17 protein-coding genes are annotated in these 18165 nt (G+C 51.4%); 10 read left to right on the top strand and 7 right to left on the bottom strand.

Annotated features, from left to right (window positions below; all coding sequences use genetic code 11):
- Positions 1–2 precede the first annotated feature (2 nt).
- On the top strand, positions 3–818 hold the full coding sequence (locus D4L85_RS06720) for a glycerophosphodiester phosphodiesterase family protein (protein ID WP_119753582.1): 816 nt from the start codon (positions 3–5) through the stop codon (positions 816–818).
- Between the two features lie 90 nt (positions 819–908).
- Positions 909–2390, top strand: a complete 1482-nt coding sequence (locus D4L85_RS06715; RefSeq protein WP_119753581.1) for an MltF family protein — start codon at positions 909–911, stop codon at positions 2388–2390.
- Here D4L85_RS06715 and D4L85_RS06710 read toward each other — a convergent pair.
- Genes D4L85_RS06710 through D4L85_RS06700 form a run of 3 tightly spaced genes read right to left on the bottom strand, consistent with a single transcriptional unit; the run spans position 2335 to position 5470 of the window.
- Positions 2335–3675, bottom strand: a complete 1341-nt coding sequence (locus tag D4L85_RS06710) for an FAD-dependent oxidoreductase (protein WP_119753580.1) — start codon at positions 3673–3675, stop codon at positions 2335–2337. The two genes, D4L85_RS06715 and D4L85_RS06710, sit on opposite strands and share 56 nt — an antisense overlap.
- Positions 3672–4940: a kynureninase gene (gene kynU / locus D4L85_RS06705; protein ID WP_119753579.1), complete on the bottom strand. Its 1269-nt coding sequence runs from the start codon at positions 4938–4940 to the stop codon at positions 3672–3674. Before kynU ends, D4L85_RS06710 begins: the two co-directional genes overlap by 4 nt.
- Positions 4940–5470, bottom strand: coding sequence for a 3-hydroxyanthranilate 3,4-dioxygenase (locus D4L85_RS06700; protein WP_119753578.1), 531 nt, complete (start codon positions 5468–5470; stop codon positions 4940–4942). The genes kynU and D4L85_RS06700 overlap by 1 nt, the downstream gene beginning before the upstream one ends.
- A 109-nt stretch (positions 5471–5579) precedes the next feature.
- On the opposite strand from D4L85_RS06700, the gene D4L85_RS06695 reads away from it, so the two are divergent.
- The 4 genes from D4L85_RS06695 to D4L85_RS06680 all read left to right on the top strand — a co-directional run bounded on the left by D4L85_RS06695 (position 5580) and on the right by D4L85_RS06680 (position 9531).
- On the top strand, positions 5580–6365 hold the full coding sequence (locus D4L85_RS06695) for an SDR family oxidoreductase (RefSeq protein WP_119753577.1): 786 nt from the start codon (positions 5580–5582) through the stop codon (positions 6363–6365).
- A 2-nt stretch (positions 6366–6367) separates the two neighbouring features.
- Positions 6368–7810, top strand: a complete 1443-nt coding sequence (locus D4L85_RS06690; RefSeq protein WP_119753576.1) for an aldehyde dehydrogenase — start codon at positions 6368–6370, stop codon at positions 7808–7810.
- A gap of 89 nt (positions 7811–7899) precedes the next feature.
- Positions 7900–8565 (top strand): nicotinamide riboside transporter PnuC, encoded by a 666-nt coding sequence (gene pnuC, locus D4L85_RS06685; RefSeq protein ID WP_119753575.1) that lies wholly within the window; start codon positions 7900–7902, stop codon positions 8563–8565.
- Positions 8566–9531, top strand: a complete 966-nt coding sequence (locus D4L85_RS06680; protein WP_119753574.1) for an AAA family ATPase — start codon at positions 8566–8568, stop codon at positions 9529–9531. It begins immediately after the preceding gene.
- Here D4L85_RS06680 and D4L85_RS06675 read toward each other — a convergent pair.
- The 3 genes from D4L85_RS06675 to D4L85_RS06665 all read right to left on the bottom strand — a co-directional run bounded on the left by D4L85_RS06675 (position 9528) and on the right by D4L85_RS06665 (position 12668).
- Positions 9528–10793: an RNA polymerase sigma factor gene (locus D4L85_RS06675; protein ID WP_119753573.1), complete on the bottom strand. Its 1266-nt coding sequence runs from the start codon at positions 10791–10793 to the stop codon at positions 9528–9530. The two genes, D4L85_RS06680 and D4L85_RS06675, sit on opposite strands and share 4 nt — an antisense overlap.
- Before the next feature lie 133 nt (positions 10794–10926).
- Positions 10927–11268, bottom strand: a complete 342-nt coding sequence (locus D4L85_RS06670; protein ID WP_119753572.1) for a YciI family protein — start codon at positions 11266–11268, stop codon at positions 10927–10929.
- 140 nt (positions 11269–11408) lie between these two features.
- Positions 11409–12668: a sugar MFS transporter gene (locus D4L85_RS06665; RefSeq protein WP_119753571.1), complete on the bottom strand. Its 1260-nt coding sequence runs from the start codon at positions 12666–12668 to the stop codon at positions 11409–11411.
- A 240-nt stretch (positions 12669–12908) separates the two neighbouring features.
- On the opposite strand from D4L85_RS06665, the gene D4L85_RS06660 reads away from it, so the two are divergent.
- Both D4L85_RS06660 and queG read left to right on the top strand, forming a co-directional pair.
- Positions 12909–13826, top strand: a complete 918-nt coding sequence (locus D4L85_RS06660; protein WP_119753570.1) for a nucleotidyltransferase family protein — start codon at positions 12909–12911, stop codon at positions 13824–13826.
- A gap of 340 nt (positions 13827–14166) precedes the next feature.
- Complete coding sequence (gene queG, locus D4L85_RS06655; protein ID WP_119753569.1) at positions 14167–15120, top strand: tRNA epoxyqueuosine(34) reductase QueG; 954 nt, start codon at positions 14167–14169, stop codon at positions 15118–15120.
- Positions 15121–15169: 49 nt separating this feature from the next.
- On the opposite strand, the gene D4L85_RS06650 is transcribed toward queG, so the two are convergent.
- Positions 15170–15355: a hypothetical protein gene (locus D4L85_RS06650; protein WP_073141404.1), complete on the bottom strand. Its 186-nt coding sequence runs from the start codon at positions 15353–15355 to the stop codon at positions 15170–15172.
- Between the two features lie 244 nt (positions 15356–15599).
- On the opposite strand from D4L85_RS06650, the gene D4L85_RS06645 reads away from it, so the two are divergent.
- Both D4L85_RS06645 and aroC read left to right on the top strand, forming a co-directional pair.
- Entirely contained in the window at positions 15600–17054 is a 1455-nt protein-coding gene (locus tag D4L85_RS06645) for a BatD family protein (protein ID WP_228450791.1), read from the top strand.
- A 24-nt stretch (positions 17055–17078) separates the two neighbouring features.
- Complete coding sequence (gene aroC, locus D4L85_RS06640; RefSeq protein WP_119753567.1) at positions 17079–18149, top strand: chorismate synthase; 1071 nt, start codon at positions 17079–17081, stop codon at positions 18147–18149.
- Positions 18150–18165 lie beyond the last annotated feature (16 nt).

The raw sequence follows: 18165 nt of genomic DNA, 5'->3' as shown, positions 1-18165 counted from the left end.
GGATGAGAATTGTTTGCACCATCATGCTCACACTGACTTGCCTCACCGGCATGGCGCAATGGAGAACCGATGCGAAAAGATTTTGGATCTGCGGCCACCGCGGCGGATTTTACGACGCCTTCCCTGAAAATTCATTGCCCCTGTTTAAGCACACGGAAAGTCATAGCCAGATCACACCGGTGATCCTGGAGTTGGACCTCCGCAAAAGTGCCAGCGGCAAACTTTACATACTGCATGATGAAACGGTAGACCGCACCACGACGGGCACCGGCAAAATTGCAGAATTGACCGATGAATATTTGAGCACGCTTTTTTTGAAGGATGCAAAAGGCCAGGTGACCGACCAACACCTGCTCACATTCGACGACATGTTGCGCTATGCCCGGCAAGCGGATATCATTATGATGCTGGACATCAAGACCGATGTTTGGGCAGAGGCGGTGAACAAAGTCAAAGAAGCATCGCTGTTGAACAAATGCGTTGTGCTCACGTTCAATCCCATCAACACAAAAAAAGTATACGATGCTTCGCACGACATTCGCATCTCTTGTTTGGTGAAAGATGACAAAGATTGGGAAGCCATTGCTGCGCTTTCTATCCCTCCCGCAAACCTTGTGGCCTATGTCACCAGCACCACAACGCTGGAGCTTAAGGCAAAGCTTCGCAACCTGCACATCCCTTTAATGATGGATGTCAGTGAATACACAAGGAACAATGGCGCCCTGCATCCGGCGAAATTTTACAGGGATTACGTAAAAAAAAATTACATCGACATTCTCATCACCGACTTCCCGATAGAGGTTTCCAGCGTATTTTAGAAGGTTTTGCGGTGCTCACGGCACCGCAACTAACCAGTGTTCGGGGAGCTCCTTTTATTCCGTCGGAAAAAGCAGTATCTTCGAGGTTCTATGAGTCGGCCCGATCGGATTTTCCGCGTCATCTTGTTGCTTGTGCTGATTTGCTTCTCCTGTCACCAGGAAAAGAAAGTTGATTTTTTCTCCAAGCCCCAAGTCAACATCGACCTGGCAGCCATCAAAAAAAGAGGCTACCTCAACGCACTGGTCGACAACAATTCCATCAGTTATTTTATTTACAAAGGTCACCCGATGGGCTATGAGTATGAATTGCTGCAACTTTTGGCAAAACATCTCGACGTTGCGTTAAAAATAAAAGTGACATCCGGTGTGGAGCCGGCCATTCGGCAACTGAACGAAGGCGAAGGCGACATCATTGCCTTTCCGCTCACCATTAACAAAGCCCGGCGCAAACTTGTAACGTTCACGCGTCCGCATTTCAACACCTATCAAGTGCTCGTGCAACGCAAACCCAGCAATTGGCGCAAACTCACACCCGATGCACTGGAAGAAAACATGCTGCGCAACCCCGCCGATCTCATCGGAAAAGAAGTGCACGTCATTCAGGGCACGAGCTATGAGATGCGGTTGAAGAATTTGTCGGAAGAACTCGGTGGTGACATCATTATTAAAGAAGATACGCTGATTGCCGAAAGTGAATCGCTCATTCGCAAGGTGGCTTTGGGCGAGATCGACTACACGTTGGCCGACCACACGATGGCCCGCGTGAACGCAGCATACTATCCCAACATCGACGTGAACACCGTGTTGAGCGTGCCCCAGCAAATTGCATGGGCGGTACGCCTCAATTCGCCGGAGTTGGTGAAGGTGATCGATGAATGGTTGGTGAAGATCAAAAGGGAATCGACCTTCATGGTGATCTACAACCGCTATTTCAAAAGCCCGCGCACTTCCCTGGTGCGCATGAACAGCGACTACTCCTCGCTGGGAGGCAATAAACTTTCTCCCTACGACGAGTTGATCAAGGAGGGCGCTGCCAGTTTAGGTTGGGACTGGCGCCTGTTGGCATCCGTAGTCTATCAGGAATCGAAGTTCACGTTGCACAACGAATCGTGGGCCGGTGCCAAGGGGCTCATGCAATTGATGCCCGCCACCGCGAAACGTTTTGGCGCCCGGGACCTGAACGATCCCCAACAGAATATTCATGCGGGCGTGAACTATCTAAAGTACCTCGACAAGTATTGGATGAAAAGCATTTCCGATCCCAACGAGCGTCTGAAATTTGTGCTGGCTTCCTACAACGCCGGTCTCGCCCACATCATCGATGCGCGTAAACTTTGTCGCAAATACCAAAAGGATCCGAACAAATGGGACGACAACGTGGAGTACTTCCTGTTAAAGAAATCGGAACCGAAATATTACCGCGACCCCGTGGCCAACGCCGGCTATTGCAAGTGTGAGGAACCGGTGAATTATGTGAAAGATGTGCTGGACCGTTTTGAGCAATACAAATACCACATCAAGCTTCCTGAATTCGACGAACAAGCCGTTCAAAATCTAAAGTCTGCCAAGTAGTGGCAATATCGGGCCGCTGCATCACCTCGTCCATGATCCGTTTTTGTTTTTGCCCCAGGGCGTAGGCCTGGCTGTAGGGAATATTTTCATGAAAAGTGACCATGGAGTATTGCGGGATCCATTGGGTGGGATAGAGCTCGTGCAGACGGGCCTCGATCTTTTTCCGCAAAAGAAAATCGGCATCGGCCACAAGATCGCGCATCTCGATAAAATTGTCCAACGCCAATTTGGCAATGGCGTCGGTATCTTTTTTTCGTTGCGATTGAAAAGCCGGTAACGCGCGGTCCCAATCGTCCTGATATTGATCGAGCAGTTGATTGAGGATGTGGCAATCTTCAAACCCGGCATTCATGCCTTGCCCATAGAAGGGAACGATGGCATGGGCAGCGTCGCCAATGACCAGCGTTTTGTTTTTTACCCAGGGAAAACATTTTATGGTGACCAACGATCCGGTGGGGTGTTCCCGGTAGTCGCTCAGCAGATCGGGCATGAGCGCCACGGCATCGGGAAAAGTAGTCTTAAAAAATGTATTGATCTCGTCCGCCGTTTTCAGCGCGGCAAACGATGTGGCGCCTTCAAAAGGAAAGAACAAGGTGCACGTGAAGCTGCCGTCCGGATTCGGCAGGGCGATCATCATAAAGCTTTCGCGCGGCCAAATGTGCAGCGCATTTTTTTCCAGTTGGAAAGTGCCTCCAGCGCCGGCCGGAATGTGCAGCTCTTTATAACCGTGTTCGATGTAGTCTTGCGAGAGATCAAAGCGGTCCGTGAACTGCATGGCGAGCCGTATGGATGAGAACGCGCCGTCGGCGCCGATGATGCGGTCGAACGTCAATGTTTTTTCGGTGCCGTTCTGCTGCAGCGTTAACGTGGTTGTATCGAGATTAACTTGCGCGACGCGTTGGTTAAAGTGAAAGCGCACGCCAAGGGCTTCGGCGCGATCCATCAACACCGCATTTAGCCCGCTGCGTGAAATGGAGTTGATGAATTGCCCTTCCTTGCCATAGGGCTGTTTGGTGATCTCGCCTTTCAGGTTGTGCATGGCGCGGCCGTGCATGGGGATCGCCGTGGCGCGAAGCTGCTCGGCCAGCCCTACTTCTTCCAGCGCACGAATGCCGCGGTTGCTCAGCGCGAGATTGATGGAACGCCCTCCATCCAAAACCTGCGACCGCAGGTCGGGCCGGCGTTCAAAAACTTCCACGCGATAGCCACGCTTGGCGAGATAGATGGCCAGCAGCGAGCCCACAAGGCCTGCACCGGCGATGGCAATGTGTTGGTTTTTTTTCACTTCAGTGCTTTCTTGAACAGGAGTCCTAATTGGAACACGTCCTCAAACGAGTTGTATAACGGTGCAGGTGCGAGCCGGATCACATCGGGTTCGCGCCAGTCTACGATCGCACCAGCTTTCGTGAGGGCCTTGAATATTTTTTTGCCGTCCTTCTTCATCAGCAACGAAAGTTGTGCACCGCGTTCGTCGGGTGATGAAGGGGTGAGGAGGGTGAAATATTTTTCACCGGCATCCATTTCCTTCAACAGGAATTCCAGATACCCGGTCAGCAAAATGCTTTTTGCGCGCACAGCTTTCATGCCGGCATCCTGGAAAATTTCCAATGCGGCCAGATGCGCTGCGCTTTGAAAAATGGGAACATTGGAGAGTTGCCAGCCATCGATGCCTTCCATCGGCTTAAAGCCCTTCAACATCTGGAACCGTTCTTTCTCCACCTGGCCCCACCACCCGGCAAGACGCGGGCCGGTGAATTTTTTTGAGTGGCGCTCGTGTATGAATGCCCCCGCAATCGCACCCGGACCGGAGTTCAAATATTTGTAGCTGCACCACACAGCAAAATCGACATCGTGTTTGTGTAGCGACAACGGAACGTTGCCGACAGCATGCGCCAGATCAAATCCCACACAAGCGCCGGCCCGCTTACCTGCCTGTGTGATGCGCGGGATGTCAAAAAATTGCCCCGTATAATATTGCACGCCACCGAAGATGACCAGCGCCAGTTCGTCGCGATGTGTTTCTATGGCCGCGAGGATGTCGTCGGTGCGCAAGGTGTATTCGCCTTCGCGGGGTTTCAATTCCACCAGTGCTTTATCCGGATCGAGTCCGTGAAATTTGAGCTGCGATTCGAAAGCGTATTGGTCGGAAGAAAACGCGCCGCTCTCGGTCAGGATCTTGTAGCGTTGGGGCGTGGGCGTGTAGAACGAGATCAGCATGAGGTGCAGATTCACCGTGAGCTGATTCATGGCCACCACTTCCGACGGCTTTGCGCCCACTACCGATGCGAGCGCTTTTTTGGTGAGCTTATGATAATACATCCAGGGACGACGCGCGTGCACATGTCCTTCCACTCCTAGTGCGGCCCAGTCTTCCAGCTCCTCCAGTAGGAATCGTTTCGTGGTCTTGGGTTGAAGACCCAAAGAATTGCCTGTAAAATACAGCGCGGTCTTCCCATGTACCGTGGGAATGTGGAACTTGGACCGGAACGACCGCAGCGGGTCCTGGCGATCCATAGCCTTGGCAAAATGATGTGTGTTTTCGAAAGTCATTAGACGAAGCGGGGGTCGGCTTCCATTACCGTGCCACAGCGTTTGCAAGTGAGCAAATCCTTGGAGGCATAAAATTCGCGGAAGCGGGGAAGAAAATCTTTTTCGATGTTGTCGAGGTGAAAGCGGTATTCGTGGAGCAGGTTGTTGCAGTTTTCACAATACCATTGCAGGCCATCCAGCGTACTGGGGTCTTCGCGTTTCACTTCAATGACCAGCCCAATGCTGCCGGCAGGGCGCGCAGGTTGATGGGGTACACGCGAAGGCAGCAAGAACATTTCGCCTTCTTTGATGGGGATCTCCACGGCCTTGCCATCTTCCTGGATGGTCACTTTGATGTCGCCTTCCAGTTGGTAGAAAAGTTCCTCTGTTTCGTTAAAGTGAAAATCTTTGCGGGCGTTGGGTCCGCCTACGATCATCACGATATAGTCGCCGGCGTCGGCATAGAGATTTTTGTTTCCTACAGGAGGTTTCAGCAGGTCGCGGTTGGAGTCGATCCATGCTTTGAGGTTGAACGGTCTGCGAACGGACATAGCTTCGGGTTTGTTTAGTTAAGAAACAAGGCGATGAAAAAAACAGTTTTCAGACCTGCCCTTTATTCATTAAAATTACTAAGAATTTTCATCCACTCGACAACTTGAAATGAATCTCGATCTAAAAGGCAAACGGGCCATGGTGTGCGGCAGTACGCAGGGCATAGGAAAAGCAGCGGCCATCGAATTGGCCTTGTTGGGGGCCAGCATCACGCTGGTGGCGCGCAACGAAGAAACATTAAAAGAAGTATTGGGTCAACTCCCCGCCAGCAGGGGGCAACAGCATGACTATATCGTTGCCGATTTTTCTTTCCCTGACGACCTGAAAAAAAAGGCGGAAGCCTATGGCGTTAAAAACACGGTCCACATCCTGGTGAACAATACCGGAGGTCCCCCCGCAGGCGATGCGTTGCAAGCCGAACCCGACGATTTTGTGAAGGCTTTTTCAAGCCATTTGCTTTGCAATCACATTTTGGTGAAGATCGTTGTGCCCGGCATGAAACAAGCATCCTATGGCAGGATCATCAACGTGATCTCTACCTCTGTAAAAATTCCGATCCGTGGATTGGGCGTTTCCAACACCGTGCGCGGTGCGGTAGCCAACTGGTCTAAAACGTTGTCGGTGGAGCTGGCCCCCTTTGGCATCACCGTAAACAACGTGCTCCCCGGCGCGTCCATGACGTCGCGTCTCGAATCGATCATAAGAACCAAGGCAGAGAGAACCGGGAAAACCTACGAAGCCGTGAAACAGGAGATGGCCGCCGAAGTGCCTGCCGGGAGAATTTCCGACCCGCATGAAATTGCCAACGCCATCGCCTTCCTCGCCACACCCGCAGCAGGCTACATCAATGGCATCAACGTACCCGTTGACGGCGGCAGAACCGGAAGCCTATAATTATGGAAAAGATCCTGAACTATATCGACGGCGCATTCGAGGCGCCCTGCAGTGACCAATACCTCGACAACTATGATCCATCCATCGGGAAAGTCTACAGCCTCATCCCGGACTCGGATGAGCGCGATGTAAACAAAGCCGTTGACGCCGCCACACGCGCATTTGTCACCTGGTCAACGCTCCCCGCGCAAGAGCGATCGAACATCCTGCAAAAACTGGCCGACCTCATCGACCGCGACCTCGACAAACTCGCATTGGCCGAAAGCATCGACAACGGCAAGCCTGTGAGTCTGGCCCGCAGGTTAGACATTCCCCGCGCTTCAGCAAACATCCGTTTCTTTGCCACTGCCATTTTGCACACATCGACCGAAACACACATCACCGATACAGAGGCGATCAATTATACCACGCATGCGCCGATTGGCGTGGCAGGTTGCATCTCGCCCTGGAATCTCCCCTTGTATTTGTTCACCTGGAAGATCGCGCCCGCATTGGCCGCGGGCTGCACTGTAGTAGGCAAGCCCTCAGAGCTCACACCGATGACAGCATTTTTGTTTTCGAAATTGTGTGTGGAAGCCGGTCTGCCAAAAGGAGTTCTCAACATTGTGCACGGCCTGGGCGCCAAAGCAGGCCAGGCCATCGCGGAGCATCCGGGTGTGGCAGCCATCTCTTTCACCGGAGGCACGGTCACCGGAAAGAAGATCGCGGCCACGGCAGCACCGATGTTTAAAAAGCTTTCGCTGGAACTTGGCGGAAAAAATCCAAACATCATTTTTGCCGATTGTGATTTTGAGAATGCCGTCACCACCTCCATCCAGTCCTCGTTCGCCAACCAGGGGGAGATCTGTCTCTGTGGTTCGCGCATTTTCGTGGAGCGCCCGCTCTATGAAAAATTTGTCGATGCCTTCGTGAAGAAAGCAAAGGCGCTGGTCTTGGGTGATCCCCTGTTGAACGAAACCAATCTTGGTGCATTGGTCTCGGCGGCGCACAAACAAAAAGTGATGTCCTACATTCAACTGGCAAAACAGGAGGGCGGAAAAATATTAACCGGTGGCAACGAAGTGAAACCAACCGGTCGCTGTGCCGAGGGCTACTTCATCGAACCCACTATCATCACGGGTCTGAACGAACACTGCCGCACCAACCAGGAGGAGATCTTCGGCCCCGTCGTCACCATCATGCCCTTCGACACCGAAGCCGAAGCGATAGCCCTCGCCAACAGTACACCCTATGGTCTTTCCGCGACCTTGTGGACCGAAAATCTGAAACGCGCCCACCGCGTCTCCGCTGCCGTGAAGAGCGGCATCCTCTGGGTGAACTGCTGGCTCTTCCGCGACCTCCGCACCCCCTTCGGTGGCATGAAACAATCCGGCGTGGGCCGCGAAGGAGGCTGGCACGCCCTCAAATTTTTCCTTGAAGTAAAAAACATCTGCATCAAACTATAACCCTTGGACGCTGAGTTCTAAATTCTGAATATTGGCTCCCAACTCCTGGCTCCTGGATTCTGGCTCCTGGCTCCTAACTTCCGATCCCCATGCACTTCTTCGATATCCACAATATTTTTTTTGAGATCCTCGGCTATCCTCTAAGCTACCTGGAACTTTTCGGGGTAATCTCAGGACTCGTGGCCGTGTGGCTCTCTGCGAAAGCTAATATCTTGAGCTGGCCGGCCGGCATTATCAACGTGACCCTTTCGTTTTTTCTATACTTCCAGGTCCAGCTTTACCCCGACATGTTTCTGCAGATCTTCTTTTTTGTGACCAACATTTTGGGCTGGTGGCGATGGGCGAATCCCAAGCCGGGCGAAGAAGACAAAAAGCTGGAGTTGCGCGTGAGCTTCCTGGAAAGAAAACAATTCATCATCGTGTGTCTGATCGGTGTAACGGGCACGGTGGCAATAGGCGCCATGGCCAGCCGGCTTCATGAGTGGGTGCCTATGATCTTTGCGTTGCCCAGCGCATTTCCCTATGCCGATTCTTTTATTCTCGTCATGAGCATCGTGACCACCTTTTTTATGATCCAGAAGAAAGTGGAATGCTGGATCATCTGGATCATCGTGGACGTACTCGCCACATACTTATATTTTATAAAAGACATCATGTTCTACAGCATGATGTACGCTGTGTTCACCGTCATGGCCAGTTTCGGCTTGTGGAACTGGATACGGGAATATAAGTTGTGGAAACAAAGCGCAGCCTAGATGAAACGCGGCCTGGTCATCGGAAAATTTATGCCCCTGCACCATGGGCACATCGCGCTCATCAACTTTGCCGCCGGGCGTTGTGATGAGCTGATCGTTTCCATGAGCTACACAGACCACGATGCGATCGATCCCGATCTTCGCCTGGACTGGATCAAATCCGTTTTCACCGATCCCAAGATCAAGATCGCCAAGATCAAAGACGACTTCGACAACGAGTCGCTGGCGTTGGAGGAGCGCACGGCCCTGTGGGCGCCCGTGATGAAACGCACCTATCCGCCGATCGCTGTGGTATTCAGCTCCGAACCTTATGGCGAACCTTTTGCACGCCACCTGCAGGCGGAGCATATAGCGTTTGATCCGGATCGCACCATCGTGCCCGTGTCGGCAACGAAGATCCGAAACCATCCTTTTCAATATTGGGATCGCATACCGGTGGTGGTCCGTCCGTATTTTGTAAAAAAAATATGTTTCTACGGAGCGGAGAGCACCGGCAAGTCGACGCTGGCCATTCGCATGGCGGAGCACTATCATACAGAATTTGTCCCTGAAGTGGCGCGCGAGCTGTTGATCACAAATGATTTTACGGTAGAAGACATCATCACGATCGGGAATGCCCACGCACAGCGCATAGAAGAAAAATTGAAAACAGCCAACAAGCTTTTGTTCTGCGACACGGATGCGATCACCACACAGATCTACTCCAAATATTATCTAAACGCAGTGCCTGAAGTGCTATATGCATTGGAGGCCAACGTAAAATACGATCTCTATTTTCTCATGGACATCGACGTGCCCTGGATCGAAGATGGCTTGCGCGACCTGGGGCACAAGCGACAAGAGATGACAAGCATTTTCAAAGAAGCCCTGGAACAGCGCAACATTCCCTACATCACCGTGAGCGGCGATTTCCAACAACGCGAAGCCACCGTGCGTCGCGCCATCGACCGCCTCTTGAAAGATTAGGCGAGCCGATCCATCTTGAACTGCAGCAATTTCTTTTCCGCGATAGACGAGGTGAGGTACAAGGCGCGCTCGTAGCTGGCCCTTGCGGCAGCCAAATCACCGACATCGACATACACATCACCCAAGGCGGCGTGGTACAGATAATGTTGTTGCAATCCTTCGATGGCCAGCAATGCCTTCAGCCCCGCTTCCGCCGACACATGATAGCGAATGGCAATGGCCCGGTTCAACGAAATCACCGGACTGTTCTTCATGTCCGATAAAATGGTGTACAAATTCTCGATGTCGCCCCAATTTGTCTTTTCAAAAGAAGATGCCCGTGCATGACACCCGGCGATGGCGGCCTCGATGTGGTAGTCGGTGATCTCATCGCCCGCGGCTGCCTGCTCGAGAAAGTATTTCCCCTTCTCGATCAGCGGCTGACTCCAGCGCGAGCGATCCTGATCTTTCAGGAGCACAATGCTTCCATCGTCGCCCAACCGTGCCTCAGCCCTCGATGCTTGGAAACACATGAGCGCCAGCAATGCATTGGCATCGGGCGCGTTGGTCACCGGGTTGCCGATCAACAACAAACAAAGCCGCATCGCCTCCGAGCAAAGATCGTGGCGGATGAGTTGGTCGGCATGCGAAGAGTTATAGCCTTCATTAAACAAAAGATAAAGGCAATGTAGCACCGCATTCAACCGTCCCGGTAACTTCGCAGGAATGGGAGCCTCCAAACTGATCTTCTCTTCGCGGATCTTTTCCCGTGCGCGATAGAGTCGCTTGGAAATGGTGTCTTCGCTGGTGAGAAAGCTGTTGGCAATTTCGGCGATGCTCAACCCGCAAAGTGTTTTCAAGGTGAGGGCCAATTGCGCCTCGTAGGGAATGGAGGGATGGCAACACGCAAACATCATGCGCAGCTGACTGTCTTCGATCTCGTTGTCGAGGAACAATTGGTTGACGGTGGGCGCCAATGTCCACTCCGATTTTAAAGCATCGCTGATCTCGGAGTGATGCTGACTATGTAAATGTTGCTGTCGCAGGGTGTCGATGGCCTTGCGCTTGGCAACGGTATAAAGCCATGCCGATGGATTTTCGGGAATGCCTTTGATCTTCCATACCGACATTGCCTTCAACAGCGTGTCTTGTACAATGTCTTCCGCCAATTCCAGGGCGCCAAATCCCAACAGGCGCGTTAGCACCGAGGCCATCTTTCCCGCTTCGTGGCGGAAAAGGTGGTCAACCAGTTCATGGACCTGTCGTTCTGGGTTGGGGTGCATTTCATAAAGGTAACGCGCAGAAATCAAAGGTTGAACCGCCGCTTTTGCTAAAGCTTCAGCGGGCACAGCATTTCTTTGCCTGCCCGCCGAAACTTTTAGCAAAGGTGAGGCGGTGAAAAATTCTTCTTTCAGCCTACATATCAAACTTCATCACCGGCCGCACTTCCACAACGCCGCCCAACACATAGTCCGGACACTCTTTCGCCATCTCCACCGCTTCCTTCATGTCTTTTGCCAGCACCACAAAGTAGCCACCTACTACTTCTTTACTCTCGGCAAATGGCCCATCCGTTACGGTCTTCTTTGGTCCCGTGATAAGTTTTCCTTCCGGCAATAACGCTTCACCACTCGCGTACCGCTTCTGGTCCTGGAGTTTCTTCACCCACTCGAACCACTTTCCCATATGTGCTTGCTGCGCTTCGGGCGACAGGTGACTAATATCGCCACCAATAAAAATGAACATGTACTTTTCCATTGTGTTAAAAGGTTTGGTTGAACATAATTTACCCTATGACGGACCAAAATCCAGGACATGGACAAAAACTTTAAAAAAAATTGAAATAAAAAAATCCCTCCGGGAAAGGAGGGATTTCAAGTTTATAGATGAGGTTAGATTCAGGCTTTTCCCGCCTTATAACCCTTTGTAGCAAAGTAGAGGATGAACAGATAGCACGGCAACATCATAATGTAGGCGTTCTGATTTCCCCACGACTGCAGCAGTTTGCCATAGACCAGGGGCAACACCGCGCCACCCACGATAGACATCACCAAAAGTGCAGATGCTGTGCGGATAAATTTTCCTACCCCATCAATGGCCAGAGGAAAAATGGCGGGCCACATGATCGAGTTGGCAAGTCCCAGGGCCGCAATACAACCCACCGAAACCATACCCGGTGTGAGCACCGCAAGTGTCGTGAAGATCACACCCAGCACCGCGCAAATGGCGAGAGCTTTGGATTGAGACAAATATTTTGGGATGGCGAAAATACCGACCACATAACCCAACAACATGAACGTGAGGGTACCGATCGTAAAATAACGCGCCGTGGAAAGTTCAATGTTCAACGACTTGCCGTAGCTGATGATGGTGTCACCCGCCATCACTTCGCAGCCTACATACAGGAACATGGTGATCAAACCCAGGATGAGGTGAGGAAACTGGAAAACGCTGGTTTTGGATGAAGCCGCGGTAGAAGCGCCCTCGGTAGGTTCGTCTTCTTCTTTGATATCGGGGAGACCGGAGAACAAGGTGGCGACCGCCAGGACGGCCAGTACACAGGCGATGATGATATACGGCACGATCACCCGGCTAGCCAGTTGATCCAGTTCAACGTCCTTGGCAACAGGGTCCATCGATTTCAAACCCGCTACCAATACGTCTACATTGCTGAGGGCGATTTCGCTAAAAATAAGACTAGCGATGATGCCGGCAGATTTATTACAAATGCCCATGATGCTGATCCGTTTGGCAGCGCTCTCGATGGGGCCGATAATGGAGACATAAGGGTTTGAAGCCGTCTGAAGCAATGCCAAACCTGTTCCGATGACAAACAGACCGCCCAGGAACATGTTAAAATTTCTCGCTTGCGCGGCAGGCACAAAAACGATGGCGCCGATCGCCATGATGAGAAGCCCCAAGGCCATCCCTTTTTTGTAGCCCGTAACATTCAGCACCCAGGAAGAAGGAATCCCCATCACGAAATAGGCGATGAAGAATGCCGTCGTTACCAGGAACGACTGCAGGTCCGTATCGAGTTCGCAGGCAATTTTCAGGTAGGTGATCAGGGTGCCGTTCACCCAGGTAACAAATCCAAAAACGAAAAATAGGATCCCGATGATGATCATGGGGAGGGCGTAGGACTTCTGTGTACTCATTGGTTTGGTTTAAGGTATTTTAGGCTTTTTTACTTTTTTATTCTGAAGAGTCATTCCTCTTTACAGCATCACTATCGGGTTAAAACTATATTTTTGCGGCGTATAAAAGGCATGCGTAGCATTCTCACACGTTATCCCCACCACTTTTCCGGGCCGTTCAGGTCACTTCAAAAAACGACAAAAATCAGCGATGTTTGCGCAAACACTCCAAATTATAATTCTGAAATAAACTAAAACACAATGGACACACCAAATAATCCACAAAAAAAACTCGCTTTATTGGTCCTGGCGGCCGGCATCGGAAGCCGCTATGGAGGTATCAAACAAATAGACGGCTTTGGGCCTCATGGCGAAACCATTATGGATTATTCCCTTTTTGATGCCGTAAGGGCCGGTTTCACGAAGATAGTCTTTATTGTTCGCGAAGAAATACTCGACGTCGTAAAGGAAAAGTTTCTGCCCAAGCTCCAGGGAAAAGTGGAGGTCGAATTTGTGATCCAGTCCCTCGACAAGATGGTGCCACCCCAATTTCAGAACCCCGAACGGGTAAAACCCTGGGGAACCGGCCACGCATTGCTGTGCGCCCGCGACGTGATCCGCGAGCCCTTTGTGGCCATCAACGCCGACGATTTCTATGGCAAAGAATCCTTTGAGTCAATCGCCAATTTTTTTGCCGGTGAAACTTCCGGCGAACACGCCATGGTGGGCTATACCCTCAGCAAGGTGCTCTCCGAACACGGCAGCGTGTCGCGCGGCTGTGGCGAGCGCGATGCCGACGGCTTTTTGAAAACCGTGGTGGAGCGCGTCACCATTGTAAAAGAAAACGGTAAGATCATCTCCAAAGAAAAAGATGGCGACCGCGAGCTCAGCCCTGATGTGCCCACCTCCATGAACTTCTGGGGCTTTCAACCCAACGTCTTCGACTTCGCTCAAAAACTCTTTAACGAGTTCCTGAAAAACAACGAAGGCAACATCAAATCGGAATTCTACATCCCGCTGATCGTAAACGAAATGATCAAAGAAGGCATCGGAAAGGTCCGCGTACTTTCGGGCAGCGATAATTGGTTCGGCGTTACTTACAAAGAAGACAAAGAAGAAGTATCCCAAAAGCTCAAAGTCCAGGTCGCCTACGGCACTTATCCGGAAAAACTCTGGTAAGAAAATAGCGTGTACCCCACGGGATGTTCGGGGCTAAAGCCCTTTATTGAATAAGCACCTTAAACCTCAGGCCAAAGCCTGAGGTTATTTTTTTGATTGATTTGAATGAAAGGCTAATCGATTTTGAATGAAATGGTTATTTGCTGATCGATTTTGATCAATTGGATATTTTTTGATGATTGATTTATTGAATAACCCCGGGCTTTAGCCCGGGGACCAATGCCCTTGTCGATAAAGGGCTTTAGCCCTGACTGCCGCTAACCCCCACGTCACTTCGCAGACGCAATGTCTAAGCGGCACATCAACACCCGTTGAAAATTCCTAATTTTGAAACGTGAAGATGACCGCGCACCACACAGCATTCGTAAAAGCAACAGCAGCATCGCTGGGGTTCTCATTTTGTGGTATTTCGAAAGCGGAATTTTTAAAAGACGAAGCCCCGCGTCTCGAAGAGTGGCTGAAGCGCGGCTACCAAGGCAAGATGGGCTACCTCGAAAACCACTTCGACAAGCGACTCGATCCCACCTTGTTGGTGCCCGGCGCAAAGTCGGTCGTGAGTTTGATCTACAACTACGCACCTCAAAAACCCCTGGAAGGCAAAAGCGATCTGAAGATCGCGCGCTATGCCTATGGCGAAGACTATCACACAGTGGTCAAGGATAAACTAAAGATCTTCCTCGACAAAATTCAGGAAGAGATCGGAGAGGTTCACGGCCGTGCTTTTGTGGACTCGGCGCCGGTGATGGAACGCGCCTGGGCCAAACGGAGTGGGTTGGGTTGGATCGGCAAGAACAGCCTTCTCCTGAACCGCAGCCAGGGCAGCTTCTTTTTCCTCGCCGAGTTGATCATCGACCTGGAGCTCGACCACGACGAAGGCATGAAAGACTACTGCGGCACCTGCACCGCCTGCATGGACGCCTGCCCCACCGACGCCATCAGCGAGCCCTATGTGGTGGACGGCAGCAAATGCATTTCCTATTTCACCATCGAGTTGAAAGAGGAGATCCCGGCGTCTGTGAAAGGAAAGTTCGACAACTGGATCTTCGGCTGCGACATCTGCCAGGAAGTTTGCCCCTGGAACAGCTTTGCCAAACCTCACCAGGAGCAGCGCTTCAATCCGCCACCCGAACTGGAAAACATGACGCGTCAGGATTGGCGCGAGATCACAGAAGATGTTTTCAAAAAATTATTCCCCAAGTCGGCCGTGCAGCGCACAAAGTTGAAAGGCTTGCAGCGCAATATTCTATTTGTGGAGGATGAAAATGTTCGTCGCGGGGATCGGGAGAGGGAATAAAAAAAGCCCTTCATCATGAAGGGCTTTGAAAGTCATTTTAGTCTTGTGTCTAAGCAACCACGAAGCACCGATTGAGTATTTCTTCGTGTTCTGTCCCAAACCTGGTGTAGCACCAGTTTTTGAGTTCGTTTACTTCTTCGCCGATCAAGAGGTTGATGGCTTTGCGAAGCTCTTTTTCAAAGAGAAGCGCGCTAAAACTCACTTTGGTGAGCACAGTTTTAACATAGTTCAGCATGGCAAAAATCTGAATAGTTTAAAAAATTTAGAATCCTAACGAGTGTTAATTTAGAAAATTGTCCAAAAATTCCAAAGTAGCCCACATTAAGTTTCCGGTTTCCTTAGAGCGATGGGTTAATATTCAGTTGAAAGGGCCTTTTTTTAGCCAAAAATCAACGATTGCGGCTTAATTTTCGTACCGGTTTTTGCGTTTAACCTTAACTTTGACCCATATTGACTTTCTAGTACAAACTATGCGGTGGATGCCTTTCATACGTCTTTCTCTATTCGTCTTCCTGGCCGGACTCCTGCCGGGAACGGCCTTCGCCCAAGGCGTCCAGATCACGCTGGGTCCGGACGAGATCGGTGAGAACCAGACGTGGACCATCACCATCACGGCCCAAAACGAGCCGCTGAAAAACTATGACAACTTTCCCGAGATCGAAGGCTTCCGCAAGCGTGGACAATCCACTCAATCCACGACCAGCATTGTGAACGGGCAGGTGTCTGCTTCGCAAAGCGTGATCATGACCTATGCACCTACTAAACAGGGCACCTTCACCATTCCTTCGTTTACCCTGAAAGTGAACGGTAAGCCCATAAACGTTCCGGGCAAAAAAGTACGCGTAGGGCCGCCGTTGCAGCAACAGCAACAAAACGATCCCTTCCGCAGCTTCTTCGACCGTCCTGGCGACGACTTCTTTGGCAGCGGCGACACGGAGTTTGTCGATATTAAAGAGGATGCCTTCCTGGCGCTCACCACCAGCAAAGACGAGGTGTATGTGGGCGAAGGTTTTACCACGACGCTTTCATTTTTTGTTTCACAAGAAAACCGGGCGCCCCTGCAATTCTATGATCCGGGTCGCCAGCTGGTAGACATTCTAAAAAAGATCAAACCCACCAACTGCTGGGAAGAGAACTTCAACATCGAAAACATCGAAGGCGAAAACGTGAAGATTAACGGGCGCGACTATATGCAGTATAAAGTATACGAAGCTGTCTACTTTCCCCTCAACGCCGAGCCGATCAACTTCCCCAGCGTAGGATTGGAGATGATCAAATACAAAGTCGCCAAGAACCCTTCTTTTTTTGGACAGAACCGGAAAGAGGATTTCAAAAAGTTTTTCACGAAGCCCAAGCGCGTGATCGTAAAAGAACTGCCGCCACACCCGCTCAAAGACGAAGTGGCCGTGGGCGACTATCGCCTCGACGAACGCATCCGCCACACCGACCTGGAGACGGGCCAGAGTGCCGGCTATAACTTCAACGTCTATGGCGAAGGCAACATCTCGGCCATCGATAAACCCAAAACAAAAAGCGACGACAAGTTCGAGTTCTACGAGCCCAACGTGCGTCAGGACATCACGCGTCAAAACAATCGCATCACGGGCACCAAGTCGTTCAGTTATTTTATGATCCCGAAAGAACCGGGACAATTTAAACTGAAGGACTATTTTCAGTGGGTGTATTTCAATCCCAAGCTGAAAAAATACGACACCCTGAAATCGAAACTCATGGTGACGGTGGCCGGTGAAAGCAAAAAGAACGAAGCCATTCAGTCCAGCGACATGGGAAATTTTTATAACAAGATCGAGACCGCCGACAACGCGCTCAGGACCATGGCCGACACGCGATGGCAGAAGTGGGCCTTCAACTTTTTTATTTTGGCGATGTTAGGCGCTTCCGCCTATCTTGTGTTCAAAAAGCCAGCCGTCTAAAATTCAGTCCGGAGAAAATCAAGCATGAGCAACGTATACGGAACCCTTTTTAAAATATCAACCTTTGGCGAATCGCATGGCCCGGCCATCGGCGTGGTCATCGATGGCTGCCCGCCCGGATTAGCGATCGACGAAGCATTCATTCAATCAGAATTGGATCGCCGGAAGCCCGGCCAAAGCAAGATCACCACACAACGCAAGGAGGACGATGTCTTCAAGATCCTCTCCGGCGTCTTTGAGGGACAATCTACCGGCACACCCATCGCGCTAGTGATCGAAAACCAGGACCAACGCAGCAAGGACTACAGCCACATTGCCGAAACGTTCCGCCCATCCCATGCCGACTACACCTACGAAGCCAAATACGGCGTGCGCGACTATCGCGGCGGCGGCCGGAGTTCGGCGCGCGAAACGGCGGCCCGTGTAGCAGCAGGTGCCATTGCCAAGCTGTTGTTAAAAAAACATAACGTAGAGATCAACGCCTTTGTGTCGCAAGTCGGCGATCTCGCGGCGCCACACTACACCACACTCGACTTGTCGAAAACCGAAGACAACATCGTGCGATGCCCTGACCCGTCCACGGCCGAAAGGATGATCGCCCTCATCGACCAGGTGCGGCTTGACCGCGACACCATCGGCGGCGTCGTGACGTGTGTCATCAAAAATACACCCGTAGGGTTGGGCGAGCCCGTGTTCGACAAGCTGCATGCAGAGTTGGGCAAGGCCATGCTCGGAATCAACGCCGTGAAAGGATTTGAATACGGCAGCGGCTTTGAAGGCGTGAAACTGAGAGGCTCGCAACACAACGACGAGTTTTATAACGATGAAGGACGCATTCGTACAAAAACAAATTTCTCCGGCGGGGTTCAAGGTGGCATCAGCAACGGCGAGGATATTTATTTCAACGTAGCCTTCAAGCCCGTCGCCACCATCATGCAGGATCAATCGACCGTAGACAAGCATGGCAACGAAACCACTGTGAGTGGAAAAGGACGACACGATCCTTGCGTTGTGCCGCGCGCCGTCCCCATCGTGGAAGCGATGGCAGCTTTGGTGCTGGCCGATTTTCTTTTGCGCGACAAGACGACAAAATAATCCGCATCTTTCAAGA

The organism is Chryseolinea soli, assembly GCF_003589925.1.
GTDB classification, from domain to species: domain Bacteria; phylum Bacteroidota; class Bacteroidia; order Cytophagales; family Cyclobacteriaceae; genus Chryseolinea; species Chryseolinea soli.
Note: the sequence above shows the minus strand (reverse complement) of the source record. Positions and strands in the feature narration are given on the sequence as shown.

Coding starts and splice junctions, on each gene's coding strand:
- kynU (WP_119753579.1), bottom strand. CDS start 4,940: ATGACTTTCGAAAACACACATCATTTTGCCAAGGCTATGGATCGCCAG.
- D4L85_RS06690 (WP_119753576.1), top strand. CDS start 6,368: ATGGAAAAGATCCTGAACTATATCGACGGCGCATTCGAGGCGCCCTGC.
- D4L85_RS06680 (WP_119753574.1), top strand. CDS start 8,566: ATGAAACGCGGCCTGGTCATCGGAAAATTTATGCCCCTGCACCATGGG.
- D4L85_RS06665 (WP_119753571.1), bottom strand. CDS start 12,668: ATGAGTACACAGAAGTCCTACGCCCTCCCCATGATCATCATCGGGATC.
- D4L85_RS06695 (WP_119753577.1), top strand. CDS start 5,580: ATGAATCTCGATCTAAAAGGCAAACGGGCCATGGTGTGCGGCAGTACG.
- D4L85_RS06650 (WP_073141404.1), bottom strand. CDS start 15,355: ATGCTGAACTATGTTAAAACTGTGCTCACCAAAGTGAGTTTTAGCGCG.
- D4L85_RS06660 (WP_119753570.1), top strand. CDS start 12,909: ATGGACACACCAAATAATCCACAAAAAAAACTCGCTTTATTGGTCCTG.
- queG (WP_119753569.1), top strand. CDS start 14,167: ATGACCGCGCACCACACAGCATTCGTAAAAGCAACAGCAGCATCGCTG.
- D4L85_RS06715 (WP_119753581.1), top strand. CDS start 909: ATGAGTCGGCCCGATCGGATTTTCCGCGTCATCTTGTTGCTTGTGCTG.
- D4L85_RS06720 (WP_119753582.1), top strand. CDS start 3: ATGAGAATTGTTTGCACCATCATGCTCACACTGACTTGCCTCACCGGC.
- pnuC (WP_119753575.1), top strand. CDS start 7,900: ATGCACTTCTTCGATATCCACAATATTTTTTTTGAGATCCTCGGCTAT.
- D4L85_RS06645 (WP_228450791.1), top strand. CDS start 15,600: ATGCCTTTCATACGTCTTTCTCTATTCGTCTTCCTGGCCGGACTCCTG.
- aroC (WP_119753567.1), top strand. CDS start 17,079: ATGAGCAACGTATACGGAACCCTTTTTAAAATATCAACCTTTGGCGAA.
- D4L85_RS06675 (WP_119753573.1), bottom strand. CDS start 10,793: ATGCACCCCAACCCAGAACGACAGGTCCATGAACTGGTTGACCACCTT.
- D4L85_RS06700 (WP_119753578.1), bottom strand. CDS start 5,470: ATGTCCGTTCGCAGACCGTTCAACCTCAAAGCATGGATCGACTCCAAC.
- D4L85_RS06670 (WP_119753572.1), bottom strand. CDS start 11,268: ATGGAAAAGTACATGTTCATTTTTATTGGTGGCGATATTAGTCACCTG.